Raw genomic sequence first — 13,491 nt, forward strand, 5'->3', positions numbered from 1 at the left:
CGGGGGGCGTCTTGGCTGGCAGGAGAACTGATGTGGCGGGGTGTGGCTCGGTCGGCAGGCAGGCGGATGTAGCGGGGTGCGCCTCGGTCGGCAGGAGTGCTGACGTGGTGGGGTGTGGCTCGGTCGGGATGGGGGCGGGTGGCTCGGTCGGGAGAAAAGCCGGCGGCGTGGGTCGTGGGCCGGTCTGTTCCGACGCCGCTGCCAGCAGCAGGTCGGCCACCTCGAGGACGTGGTGTCCCGCCATGGAGGGCAGGCAGCTCCCCCGGGCCGGGCCGATCGCCGCCCTCCATTCCTGGGGGATCTCCGTCGCCCCGCGCGTCGCCCCGGCCAGGGCGCCGGCCACCGCGGCCGTGGTGTCCGCGTCGCGGCCCATGTTGACGGCCGTCAGTACCGCGTCCCGGAAGTCGCCGTCCGCCGCCGCGTACGCGCCGAAGGCGAGGGCCACGGCCTCCGGGGCCAGGTCGGTCCACGGGTAGCCGCCGATGACCACCGCGGAGCGGACCGCCCGTTCGCCGCGGTGGGCGACCGACACCGCGCGGCGCAGGGAGCGGGCCGTCCAGGAGTCGTCGGGTACGACGGCGAGCGCGGCCGCCACCACCGCCGTCGGCGGGGCCCCCGCCATCGCCGCCGCGACCCCGGCCGCCACCGCCTGGCCCCCGTAGATGCCCTCGCCCTCGTGGCTCACCGAGCCGTCGACGGCGACCAGCCGGGCCGCCTCGGCGGGGCGGCCCGCCGCGAAGACGCCGAAGGGTGCCGCCCGCATGGCCAGGCCGTCGCTCCAGGCGTGCCGGTGCTGGGCGGAGATGGGGGCGGCGAGGCCCCGGCGCAGGTTCTCCAGGGTGCCGCGTTCGCTGAAGCCGGCGCCCTTGAAAGGGCCCTCGGCGCGGTCGGCGATCCACTCGTGCCAGGCCGCCTCGACATGGGCCGGGGTGAGTGCCGAGCCGTGGCGGGCGAGGAGGAGGCCGGAGAAGATCGCGTACTCGGTGTCGTCCGTACCGGCGGGACGGTCGGCCACGTATCCCGTGATGCGGCCCCAGCGGGCGCGGATCTCGGAGGGCTTCATGTTCTCCGCCGGCGCCCCGAGCGCGTCGCCCACGGCCAGGCCCAGGAGCGCGCCCCGCGCCCGGTCGTGCAGCTCCGGGGCGCGCTCGTCGGGGGCGGGGGCCGGCGGGGTGCAGACGATCGATGACATGGGCGGGCCTCTCCGGGAGGGGCTTCGCGCGGGGGCGCGGAACCGTTTGCGGATGTGTCCCACCAACGGCGGTTGACCGCAGCCTGAAGGCCCTCTACATCACCCGGTCGACATCTGTGCACAGCCTCGCACGTGTGAGCGGAGAGAGGTAAAGCCGCAGGTTAGCCGAGCCTTTCCTTGCTGGCGGCAGGGAATGCCGGGGCGTAACGTCAGCGTTGTCGAAAGATAGAACTTGTCCAAACTTAGCTTTGCCTCAGCTTATTCGGGGCACACAGCGAGACCTCTGGGGGACCCCTCATGGCCGTCATCGAGACGCAGGCGACTCTGCACGAAGCCCACCGTGACAACCACACCCACCGGGATGTGAACGGGGGCTGGCTGCGGCCCGCCGTCTTCGGTGCCATGGACGGGCTCGTCTCCAACCTCGCCCTGATGACCGGTGTGGCCGGCGGTGCCGTCGGTCACCAGACCATCGTGATCACCGGGCTCGCGGGACTGGCCGCCGGCGCCTTCTCGATGGCCGCCGGCGAGTACACCTCCGTCGCCTCGCAGCGCGAGCTCGTCGAGGCCGAGCTGGACGTGGAGCGCAGGGAGCTGCGCAGGCACCCGCAGGACGAGGAGGCCGAGCTGGCCGCGCTGTACGAGGCGAGAGGCGTCGAGCCGGCGCTGGCCCGGGAGGTCGCCCGGCAGCTGTCCGCCGACCCCGAGCAGGCGCTGGAGATACACGCCAGGGAAGAGCTCGGCATCGACCCCGGAGACCTGCCCTCGCCGCTGGTCGCCGCCGTCTCCTCCTTCGGGTCGTTCGCGCTGGGCGCCCTGCTGCCCGTACTGCCGTTCCTGCTCGGTGCGACCGCGCTCTGGCCCGCCCTGCTGCTGGCCCTCGCCGGGCTGTTCGGCTGTGGTGCCGTGGTGGCCAAGGTGACCGCGCGGAGCTGGTGGTTCAGCGGTCTGCGGCAGCTCGCCCTGGGTGGTGCGGCGGCCGGTGTGACGTACGCCCTGGGCACCCTGTTCGGGACGGCCGTAGGATAGGGAAACTGGTAGCTATGCGTTGGGCCGCATAAATACCCGTTACTCGCTGGTTTCGAATGCTTAACCACCGGGCATGAGCCGTAAGCGCCGCAGGCAATGACGCCTGCCATGCACCCGTGGGGGTGGTGCGACGCTCGCCCCCGCCCCGCGGACCGATGGACACGGATCTGTCCGGATCGGTCCCCCACCACCTTGACCGCCCTGAGCGGTACCCCGCCGTAAACCCCTGCGGCGTCCGCATGTTGGAACGGTGTATCCAGTTCCCGAGAACCGCTTCATCATGTAACCTGCGTGAAATTTCGCAACAAAAACGCAGAGGGCCAGCGTCGTCCCTCGGCACCTGCTATACGCCACTGACGACGACGGGAGAGCCGATGCGTACGCCGCGCCAGCCGTCCCAGCACTCCACGAACGGCCGAAACTGGTCGTTCATGGATGCTCGCCCTGCTGCGCAGGGTATGTACGACCCCCGCAACGAGCGCGACGCCTGTGGCGTCGGCTTCGTGGCCACCCTCACCGGCGAGGCGAGCCATGCGCTGGTCGAGCAGGCGCTCACGGTTCTGCGCAACCTGGAGCACCGCGGCGCGACCGGCTCCGAGCCCGACTCGGGCGACGGCGCGGGCATCCTCTCCCAGGTGCCCGACGCCTTCTTCCGCGAGGTGGCCGGATTCGAACTGCCGGCGGCCGGTTCGTACGCCGTGGGTATCGCCTTCCTGCCCGAGGACGGCACGCAGGACGCCGTCTCGCAGATCGAGACGATCGCGGCGGAGGAGGGCCTCACGGTCCTCGGCTGGCGCGAGGTTCCGGTCGCCCCGGGGCTGCTCGGTGCCACGGCCCGCTCCACCATGCCGGTCTTCCGGCAGGTCTTTGTCGCCGACGGCGCCAGCGAGGGCATCGCGCTGGACCGCAAGGCTTTCGTGCTGCGCAAGCGCGCCGAGCGCGAGGCGGGCGTCTACTTCCCGTCGCTGTCCGCGCGGACCATCGTCTACAAGGGCATGCTGACCACCGGCCAGCTGGAGCCCTTCTTCCCGGACCTGTCCGACCGCCGCTTCGCGTCCGCGATCGCGCTCGTGCACTCCCGGTTCTCCACGAACACCTTCCCGTCGTGGCCGCTCGCGCACCCGTACCGGTTCGTCGCCCACAACGGTGAGATCAACACCGTCAAGGGCAACCGCAACTGGATGCGGGCCCGTGAGTCGCAGCTGGTCTCCGACCTGTTCGGCCCGCAGGAGAAGCTCGACCGCGTCTTCCCGATCTGTACGCCCGACGCCTCCGACTCGGCGACCTTCGACGAGGTGCTCGAACTCCTGCACCTGGGCGGGCGCTCGCTGCCGCACTCCGTGCTGATGATGATCCCGGAGGCGTGGGAGAACCACGACTCCATGGACCCGGCCCGCCGCGCCTTCTACGGCTTCCACGCCACGATGATGGAGCCCTGGGACGGCCCCGCCTGTGTCACCTTCACCGACGGCTCCCAGGTCGGTGCCGTTCTCGACCGCAACGGTCTGCGTCCCGGCCGCTACTGGGTGACCGACGAGGGCCTGGTCGTCCTCGGCTCCGAGGTCGGCGTCCTCGACATCGACCCCGCCAAGGTGGTCCGCAAGGGCCGGCTGCAGCCCGGCAAGATGTTCCTCGTCGACACCGTCGAGCACCGCATCATCGAGGACGACGAGATCAAGGCGACCCTCGCCGCCGCGCAGCCGTACGCGGAGTGGCTGGAGGCCGGCGAGATCGAGCTGAGCGACCTGCCCGAGCGCGAGCACATCGTCCACACCCACGCCTCGGTCACCCGCCGCCAGCAGACCTTCGGCTACACCGAGGAAGAGCTGCGCGTCATCCTCGCGCCGATGGCCAAGGCCGGCGCCGAGCCGATCGGCTCCATGGGCACCGACTCGCCGATCGCGGCGCTGAGCGAGCGCCCGCGGCTGCTCTTCGACTACTTCACCCAGCTGTTCGCCCAGGTCACCAACCCGCCGCTGGACGCCATCCGCGAGGAACTCGTCACCTCGCTGCGCTCGTCCCTCGGCCCCTCGGGCAACCTGCTCGAGCCGAACGCCGCGTCCTGCCGCTCGGTCGTGCTGCCCTTCCCGGTGATCGACAACGACGAGCTGGCCAAGCTCATCCACATCAACGCCGACGGCGACATGCCCGGCTTCAAGGCCGCGACCCTGTCCGGCCTGTACCGGGTCTCCGGCGGCGGCGACTCGCTCGCCGCCCGCATCGACGAGATCTGCGCCGAGGCCGACGCGGCCATCGAGAACGGCGCCCGCCTCATCGTCCTGTCGGACCGGCACTCGGACGCCGAGCACGCGCCGATCCCGTCGCTGCTGCTCACCGCGGCCGTCCACCACCACCTCATCCGCACCAAGCAGCGCACCCACGTGGGCCTGCTCGTCGAGGCCGGTGACGTCCGCGAGGTCCACCACGTCGCCCTGCTGATCGGCTTCGGCGCCGCCGCCGTCAACCCGTACCTGGCCATGGAGTCCGTCGAGGACCTGACCCGCGCGGGCACCTTCCTGCCGGGCATGGAGGCCGAGCAGGCCATCCGCAACCTGATCTACGCCCTCGGCAAGGGCGTCCTGAAGGTCATGTCCAAGATGGGCATCTCCACGGTCGCCTCCTACCGCGGCGCCCAGGTCTTCGAGGCCGTCGGTCTCGAAGAGGGCTTCGTCGACAAGTACTTCAACGGCACCGCCTCCAAGATCGGCGGCGTCGGCATCGACGTCATCGCCAAGGAGGTCGCGGCCCGCCACGCCAAGGCCTACCCGGCCTCCGGCATCGCGCCGGCCCACCGCGCCCTGGAGATAGGCGGCGAGTACCAGTGGCGCCGCGAGGGCGAGCCGCACCTGTTCGACCCGGAGACGGTCTTCCGCCTCCAGCACTCGACGCGCGCGAACCGCTACGACATCTTCAAGAAGTACACGGACCGCGTGAACGAGCAGTCCGAGCGCCTCATGACGCTCCGTGGCCTGTTCGGCTTCAAGTCCGACCGTCCGTCGATCTCCGTCGACGAGGTCGAGCCGGTCTCCGAGATCGTCAAGCGGTTCTCCACCGGCGCCATGTCGTACGGCTCCATCTCGCGCGAGGCGCACGAGACCCTCGCCATCGCCATGAACCAGCTGGGCGGCAAGTCCAACACCGGTGAGGGCGGCGAGGACCCGGACCGCCTCTACGACCCGGCCCGCCGGTCCGCCATCAAGCAGGTCGCCTCCGGCCGCTTCGGCGTGACGAGCGAGTACCTGGTCAACGCGGACGACATCCAGATCAAGATGGCCCAGGGCGCCAAGCCCGGCGAGGGCGGCCAGCTGCCCGGCCACAAGGTCTACCCGTGGGTCGCCAAGACCCGGCACTCCACCCCGGGCGTCGGCCTTATCTCCCCGCCGCCGCACCACGACATCTACTCCATCGAGGACCTGGCCCAGCTGATCCACGACCTGAAGAACGCGAACCCGCAGGCGCGGATTCACGTCAAGCTGGTCTCCGAGGTCGGCGTCGGCACGGTCGCGGCCGGTGTGTCCAAGGCGCACGCGGACGTCGTGCTCATCTCCGGCCACGACGGCGGTACGGGTGCCTCCCCGCTGACCTCGCTGAAGCACGCGGGCGGCCCCTGGGAGCTCGGCCTCGCCGAGACCCAGCAGACCCTGCTGCTCAACGGCCTGCGCGACCGCATCGTCGTGCAGACCGACGGCCAGCTGAAGACCGGCCGCGACGTGGTCATCGCCGCGCTGCTCGGCGCCGAGGAGTTCGGTTTCGCGACCGCGCCGCTCGTCGTCTCCGGCTGCATCATGATGCGCGTCTGCCACCTCGACACCTGCCCGGTCGGCGTCGCCACCCAGAACCCGGTGCTGCGCGACCGCTTCTCCGGCAAGGCCGAGTACGTGGTGAACTTCTTCAAGTTCATCGCCGAGGAAGTCCGCGAGATCCTCGCCGAGCTGGGCTTCCGCACCATCGAGGAGGCCGTCGGCCACGCCGAGGCGCTCGACGTCACCCGTGCCGTCGACCACTGGAAGGCGCAGGGCCTGGACCTGGCCCCGCTCTTCTACGTGCCCGAGCTCCCCGAGGGCGCGGCCCTGCACCAGACCGTCGCGCAGGACCACGGCCTGGAGAAGGCCCTGGACAACGAGCTGATCAAGCTCGCCTCCGACGCCCTGGCCGCCTCCAGCGCCACCGACGCCCAGCCGGTGCGCGCCCAGATCAAGGTGCGCAACATCAACCGCACGGTCGGCACCATGCTCGGCCACGAGGTGACGAAGAAGTTCGGTGGCGCCGGCCTGCCCGACGACACCATCGACATCACCTTCACCGGCTCGGCCGGCCAGTCCTTCGGCGCCTTCCTGCCGCGCGGTGTCACGCTCCGCCTGGAGGGCGACGCCAACGACTACGTCGGCAAGGGCCTCTCCGGCGGCCGTGTCATCGTCCGTCCGGACCGGGCGGCCGACCACCTCGCCGAGTACTCCACCATCGCGGGCAACACCATCGCGTACGGCGCGACCGGCGGCGAGCTGTTCCTGCGCGGCCGGACCGGCGAGCGGTTCTGCGTCCGCAACTCCGGTGCGCTGGTGGTCTCGGAGGGCGTGGGCGACCACGGCTGCGAGTACATGACCGGCGGCCACGCGGTGGTCCTCGGTGAGACGGGCCGTAACTTCGCGGCCGGCATGTCGGGCGGTGTCGCGTACGTCATCGACCTGAACGTCGACAACGTCAACGTGGGCAACGTCGACGCCGTCGAGGCCCTCGACGACGCCGACAAGCAGTGGCTGCACGACGTGGTGCGCCGGCACGCCGAGGAGACCGCCTCCACGGTCGCCGAGAAGCTGCTCGCCGACTGGGACGCGGCCGTGCAGCGGTTCAGCAAGATCATTCCTGGCACTTACAAGGCAGTGCTCGCCGCCAAGGACGCCGCCGAGCGAGCGGGTCTCTCCGAGACCGAGACCCACGAGAAGATGATGGAGGCGGCGATCAATGGCTGACCCGAAGGGCTTCCTGAACCACGGCCGTGAGGTCGCCAAGACCCGCCCCGTCGCCGACCGTGTCCGGGACTGGAACGAGGTCTACGTCCCCGGCTCCCTGCTGCCGATCATCAGCAAGCAGGCCAGCCGGTGCATGGACTGCGGCATCCCGTTCTGCCACAACGGCTGTCCGCTCGGGAACCTGATCCCCGAGTGGAACGACTTCGCCTACCGCGAGGACTGGACGGCCGCCTCCGAGCGCCTGCACGCCACGAACAACTTCCCGGAGTTCACGGGCCGCCTGTGCCCGGCCCCGTGCGAGTCGGCGTGCGTGCTCGGCATCAACCAGCCGGCCGTGACGATCAAGAACGTCGAGGTCTCCATCATCGACAAGGCGTGGGACGCGGGCACCGTCGCCCCGCAGGCCCCCGAGCGCCTGTCCGGCAAGACCGTCGCCGTCATCGGCTCGGGCCCCGCGGGCCTGGCCGCCGCCCAGCAGCTCACCCGGGCCGGCCACACCGTCGCCGTCTACGAGCGCGCCGACCGCATCGGCGGCCTGCTCCGCTACGGCATCCCCGAGTTCAAGATGGAGAAGCGGCACATCAACCGCCGTATCGAGCAGATGCGCGCGGAGGGCACCCGCTTCCGTACCGGCATCGAGATCGGCCGCGACCTCAAGGCGACCGACCTGAAGAAGCGGTACGACGCGGTCGTCATCGCCGCCGGTGCCACGACCGCCCGTGACCTGCCGGTCCCCGGCCGCGAGCTCAAGGGCGTCTACCAGGCCATGGAGTACCTGCCGCTGGCCAACAAGGTCCAGGAGGGCGACTACGTGGTGTCGCCCATCTCGGCCGAGGGCAAGCACGTGGTCGTGATCGGCGGCGGCGACACCGGCGCGGACTGTGTGGGCACCGCCCACCGCCAGGGCGCGGCCTCCGTCACCCAGCTGGAGATCATGCCCCGGCCGGGCGAGGACCGGGCGCCGCACCAGCCGTGGCCGACCTTCCCGATGCTCTACAAGGTCACCTCGGCGCACGAGGAGGGCGGCGAGCGGGTCTACTCCGTCTCCACCACCCACTTCGAGGGCGACGAGGACGGCAACGTCCAGTGGCTGCACCTCACCGAGGTGGAGTTCGTCGACGGCAAGCTGACCCCGAAGCCGGGCACCGAGCGGAAGATCCCGGCCCAGCTGGTCACCCTGGCCATGGGCTTCACCGGCACCGACCGGGTGAACGGTGTCGTGGACCAGTTCGGTCTCGAGCTCGACGAGCGCGGCAACGTCGCCCGCGACGCCGACTTCCAGACCAACGTCCCCGGTGTCTTCGTCGCCGGTGACGCCGGCCGCGGCCAGTCCCTGATCGTCTGGGCGATCGCCGAGGGCCGCTCGGCCGCCAAGGGCGTCGACCGCTTCCTCACGGGCGCGAGCGACCTCCCGGCCCCGATCCGCCCGACAGACCGCTCGCTGATGGTCTGACCCACACCCCAACAGACGTCCCGTACAACGGCGTACGGAACACTGACGGCGCCTGCCCCACAGTCCCCGACCGGACGACTGGGCAGGCGCCGCCGCCTTTCCGTGATCAAGTAACCTCGGCCTCCTGAACCAGGGCGAGGGGGAACAGGACATGGCCGCGATCAGTCTCAGCAAGGTGGAGCAGACCGCGCCCGCGCTGGTCGGCTCGTACAGGTCGGCCGGGATCTCCCTCACCCAACACGGTCTCGACGGACTGCGCGCCGCCGTCTACCTGGTCGTCGACTACTCCGGCTCGATGAAGCCGTACTACGCGGACGGCAGCGTGCAGGCGCTCGCCGACCGCGTCCTCGGGCTCTCCGCGCATCTGGACGACGACGGCCGGGTGCCCGTCGTCTTCTTCTCCACGGACATCGACGCGGTCACCGACATCAAGCTGGCCGAACACACGGGCCGGATCGAGAAGATCGCGGCCGGGCTCGGGCACATGGGCAAGACCAGCTACCACCTGGCCATGGACGCCGTGATCGACCACTACCTGGACAGCGGGTCCACCGCGCCCGCCCTGGTCGTCTTCCAGACCGACGGCGGCCCGATCAACAAGCTCGCCGCGGAACGCTACCTGTGCAAGGCGGCCAGGCTGCCGCTGTTCTGGCAGTTCGTCGGCTTCGGCGACCCGCACAGCAAACAGTTCGACTTCCTGCGCAAGCTCGACGAGCTGGCGGTGCCGGGGAAGCGGGTGGTGGACAACGCGGGCTTCTTCCACGCGGGTCCGGCTCCGGGGAAGGTACCGGACGGCGAGCTGTACGACCGTCTCGTCGGCGAGTTCCCGCAGTGGCTGGCGGCGGCGCGGTCGGCGGGCATCGTCGGGGCGGGCGTCGGGGCGGGCTGAGTTTACGTCGCACCGTTGGCTGTAGCGCTCCGGCGTGCCACCCTGAGGGGTGATCCGGCGGGGAGGCGGGCGACGTATGGACGACGGCGCACGAACGGTGAACGGACAGACACGGGTGGGAAGTTCCGCGAATCGGGCGGAGCCGCCCGGCAAGGGTGAGAAACTCGCGGACTGGGCGGACGGCCGGCTCGGGATCTACGCCCTGGCCAAGGCGAACATGCGCAAGGTGTTCCCGGACCACTGGTCCTTCATGCTGGGCGAGGTCTGCCTCTACAGCTTCCTCATCCTGATCCTCACGGGCATCTACCTCACCCTGTTCTTCGAGCCCAGTGGCGCCGAGGTCGTCTACCACGGCACCTACCAGCCGCTGAACGGCATCATCATGACCAAGGCGTACGAGTCGACGCTGCACATCAGCTTCGACGTGCGCGGCGGCCTGCTGATCCGGCAGATCCACCACTGGGCGGCGCTGGTCTTCGTGGCCGGCATGGTCGTCCACATGATGCGGGTGTTCTTCACCGGCGCCTTCCGCAAGCCCCGCGAGATCAACTGGCTGTTCGGCTGGACGCTGCTGTTCCTCGCGATCCTGACCGGTCTGACCGGCTACTCGCTCCCCGACGACCTGCTCTCCGGCACCGGCGTCCGGTTCGCCGACGGCGCGATCCTGTCGATCCCGATCGTCGGCTCGTACATCTCGATGTTCCTGTTCGGCGGGGAGTTCCCGGGCCACGACATCATCTCGCGGTTCTTCCCGATCCACGTGCTCCTGCTGCCCGGGATCATGCTGGGCCTGGTCGTCGCCCACCTGATCCTGGTCTTCTACCACAAGCACACCCAGTACCCGGCGCCCGGACGCGACCAGAAGAGCGTGGTCGGCATGCCCTTCCTGCCGGTCTACATGGCCAAGGCCGGCGGCTTCTTCTTCCTCGTCTTCGGCATCCTCGCGCTCATCGGCGGCATCGCCACCATCAACCCGGTGTGGGCCTTCGGCCCCTACCGCCCCGACCTGGTGACCACGGGCGCCCAGCCCGACTGGTACCTCGGCTTCTCCGAGGGCCTGATCCGTGTCATGCCCGGCTGGGAGATCAACGCCTGGGGCCACACCCTGGAACTGGGCGTCTTCATCCCCTTCTCGCTCTTCCCGCTCTTCCTCCTGGCCATCGGCGTCTACCCGTTCATCGAGGCGTGGATCACCGGCGACAGACGCGAGCACCACATCCTCGACCGACCGCGCAACGTCCCCGTCCGCACCGCCCTCGGCGTGGCCTGGCTCAGCCTCTACTTCGTCCTCCTGATCGGCGGTGGCAACGACGTCGTCGCCACCCATCTCCATCTCTCCATCAACTCGATCACCTGGTTCGTCCGGATCTCCGTCTTCGTGGTCCCCGTCCTCGCCTTCGTCACCACCAAACGCATCTGCCTCGGCCTGCAACGCCGGGACCGCGACAAGGTCCTGCACGGCAGGGAGACCGGCCTCATCAAGATGCTTCCGCACGGCGAGTACATCGAGGTCCACGAACCCCTCAGCCAGGACCGCCTGTTCGTCCTGACCCAGCACGAGCAGAACCCGCCGTACGAGATCGGCCCGCTGGAGGACGCGAACGGGGTACGGCGCAAGGTCACCGTCTCCCAGCGGGTACGGGCGAGCCTGGCCAAGGGCATGTTCGGCCCGGACACCCACATCCCGAAGCCGACGAAGGAGGAGTACCGGGAGCTCACGAGCGGGGATCACCACTGATCGCCGCGAGCTGGAGCGCCCCGTCCTTTGCTCTTAGGGGCGCTGGGGGAGGAACTGCGCGACCAGCCACCCACCACCCGCAGCTAACGACGATCGAGAACCACCCTTCCGCACTCCTCCGGATCCCCCCAAGCACCGCGCAGCGCCCGCGCCTTGGTCAGCCACAACGACAGGTCGTACTCCGCCGTATAGCCGATCGCCCCGTGCAGTTGGAGCGCGGCCCGCGCTCCGGCGTACGCCGCCGCGCAGGCGCTGAGCTTCGCCGCGGCCACATCCGCCGGACTCATCGTCACTGCAGCCCCGAACACCATCGGCCGCGCGAACTCCAGCGCTGTCCTCACGTCGGCCAGCCGATGCCTGACCGCCTGGAACGACCCGACGGGCACGCCGAACTGAGTCCGCTGCTTGACGTACGCCACGGTGCTGTCGAGCAGGGCCAGCCCCACCCCGAGCGCCTGCGCGGCCGTGGCCAGCCGGGCCCAGGTCAGTGCCTCCGCCCACGGCGGCTCCGCACGGAGCAGCTCACCGACCGGAAACAGCGGGGTGAGCCGGCGGGCGGGATCCAGGGACCGGCGCACCGCGCCCGCACCGGAGGACAGCCGCAGCCCCTCCGGCGTGGCTGCGAGCCGCACATCGGCCGCGTCCCCGTCCAGCGCCGACCCGTACCCGTGCTGCTCGAACGCCACCGTCACCACCGACTCGCCCGACGCGATCCCCGGCAGGAACCGCTTGGCGAGGCCTTCCCCGTCGTCGAGCAGCACCGCCGCTGCCACCGTCTCCGCCAGCGGCCCCGGTACCGCGTGCCGCCCCAACTCGACGAACGCCACGGCGAGGTCGATTGGCAGGCGACCCACTCCGCCGTACTCCTCCGGCACCGCGAGCCCGAACACCCCCGCTGCGCCGATCCGGCCCCACAACGCCCGCCCGCTCGCCTGCTCGCCGCGGCTCCAGTCGCGTATCACCGCCGGGGTGTCCGCAGCCGTCAGCAACGCCCGCAGGGCGTCGGCGAAGTCCCGCTGCGCGGTGTCGAGGAGGAAGCGCATGTCAACGGCGTCCCTTCGGCAGGCCGAGCAGCCGCTCGGCGATGATGTCGCGCTGGATCTCGTTGGTGCCCGCGTAGATCGGGCCGGCCAGGGAGAAGACGTAACCCTCCGACCACGGCGTGTCGGCCAGCTCGCCCTCCGCGCCCAGCAGGTCGAGCGCGGTCTCGTGCAGTGCCAGGTCCAGCTCCGACCAGAACACCTTGTTCAGGCTGGACTCCGGGCCGAGCGCCTCGCCGTCCAAAAAGCGGGCGGCGGCCGCGTAGGTGAAGAGCTGGTACGCGCGGGCGCCGGCGACGGCGTCGGCCACCCGGGCCGCGGCCGACTCCGGTGCGCCCCGCGCCTGCCAGAGGTCCCGCAACCGGTCGGCGGCGGCCAGGAACCGCCCTGGCGACCTCAGCGTCAGCCCGCGTTCGTTCCCCGCCGTCGACATCGCGATCCGCCAGCCCTGGCCCGGCTCTCCGATCACGTCCTCGTCGGCCACGAACACCTCGTCCAGGAAGAGCTCCGCGAACGCGGGCTTCCCGTCGAGACGGCCGATGGGGCGCACGGTCACCCCCGGCGCGCGCAGGTCGAACATCAGGTAGGTGAGCCCCTGGTGCGGTTTGGGCGTATGCGGCTCACTGCGGAAGAGGCCGAACGCGCGGTCGGCGAAGGCCGCCCGTGACGACCACGTCTTCTGGCCGGTGAGCAGCCAGCCGCCGTCCGTCCGCACGGCCTTGGACGTGAGCGAGGCCAGGTCGGAACCGGCTCCGGGCTCGGACCACGCCTGCGCCCAGACCACCTCGCCGGTCGCCATCGACGGCAGCACCCGCGCCCGCTGCTCCTCGGTCCCGTGGTCGAACAGGGTCGGTGCGAGCAGGCTGATGCCGTTCTGGCCGACCCGGCCCGGCGCGCCCGCCGCCCAGTACTCCTCCTCGAAGACCAGCCAGCGCATCAGTCCCGCGTCCCGGCCGCCGTACCGCTCCGGCCAGGACACCACCGACCAGCGGTCCGCGGCCAGTTCGGCCTCCCAGGCGCGGTGCGCCGCGAACCCCTCCGCCGTCTCCAGGGAGGGGAGTGGGCCGTGCGGCACATGGGCCCGGAGCCAGGCGCGGGCCTCGGCGCGGAACTCCTCGTCCGCCGGGCTGTGGGTCAGGTCCACGGTCGCCGTCACCATCCTTCCCTAACAAGTGTTTGG

At 70.6% G+C, this 13,491-nt stretch carries 7 protein-coding genes and 1 pseudogene; 5 read left to right on the top strand and 3 right to left on the bottom strand.

Annotated elements, in window-relative coordinates:
* Window positions 1-204 precede the first annotated feature (204 nt).
* Window positions 205-1,192, bottom strand: a pseudogene (locus ACFY6U_RS14960) (ADP-ribosylglycohydrolase family protein); the annotation flags it as partial.
* Window positions 1,193-1,489: 297 nt separating this feature from the next.
* On the opposite strand from ACFY6U_RS14960, the gene ACFY6U_RS14965 reads away from it, so the two are divergent.
* The 5 genes from ACFY6U_RS14965 to ACFY6U_RS14985 all read left to right on the top strand — a co-directional run bounded on the left by ACFY6U_RS14965 (window position 1,490) and on the right by ACFY6U_RS14985 (window position 11,271).
* Complete coding sequence (locus tag ACFY6U_RS14965; protein ID WP_351489454.1) at window positions 1,490-2,221, top strand: VIT1/CCC1 transporter family protein; 732 nt, start codon at window positions 1,490-1,492, stop codon at window positions 2,219-2,221.
* 431 nt (window positions 2,222-2,652) lie between these two features.
* Complete coding sequence (gene gltB / locus ACFY6U_RS14970) at window positions 2,653-7,191, top strand: glutamate synthase large subunit (protein WP_390038179.1); 4,539 nt, start codon at window positions 2,653-2,655, stop codon at window positions 7,189-7,191.
* On the top strand, window positions 7,184-8,644 hold the full coding sequence (locus tag ACFY6U_RS14975; RefSeq protein WP_390038181.1) for a glutamate synthase subunit beta: 1,461 nt from the start codon (window positions 7,184-7,186) through the stop codon (window positions 8,642-8,644). The genes gltB and ACFY6U_RS14975 overlap by 8 nt, the downstream gene beginning before the upstream one ends.
* A gap of 151 nt (window positions 8,645-8,795) precedes the next feature.
* Window positions 8,796-9,533: a vWA domain-containing protein gene (locus tag ACFY6U_RS14980; RefSeq protein WP_390038183.1), complete on the top strand. Its 738-nt coding sequence runs from the start codon at window positions 8,796-8,798 to the stop codon at window positions 9,531-9,533.
* Between the two features lie 76 nt (window positions 9,534-9,609).
* The gene (locus ACFY6U_RS14985) at window positions 9,610-11,271 is read left to right on the top strand and encodes a cytochrome bc complex cytochrome b subunit (RefSeq protein WP_390038185.1); all 1,662 of its coding nucleotides are present in this window, start codon (window positions 9,610-9,612) and stop codon (window positions 11,269-11,271) included.
* 83 nt (window positions 11,272-11,354) lie between these two features.
* Here ACFY6U_RS14985 and ACFY6U_RS14990 read toward each other — a convergent pair whose 3' ends face one another.
* Window positions 11,355-12,314, bottom strand: coding sequence for an acyl-CoA dehydrogenase family protein (locus ACFY6U_RS14990; protein ID WP_390038187.1), 960 nt, complete (start codon window positions 12,312-12,314; stop codon window positions 11,355-11,357).
* Between the two features lies 1 nt (window position 12,315).
* Window positions 12,316-13,455 (bottom strand): acyl-CoA dehydrogenase family protein, encoded by a 1,140-nt coding sequence (locus ACFY6U_RS14995; RefSeq protein WP_390038656.1) that lies wholly within the window; start codon window positions 13,453-13,455, stop codon window positions 12,316-12,318.
* Window positions 13,456-13,491: the final 36 nt, after the last annotated feature.

The sequence above is a fragment of the Streptomyces sp. NPDC013157 genome (genome assembly GCF_042899865.1).
Lineage (GTDB): Bacteria > Actinomycetota > Actinomycetes > Streptomycetales > Streptomycetaceae > Streptomyces.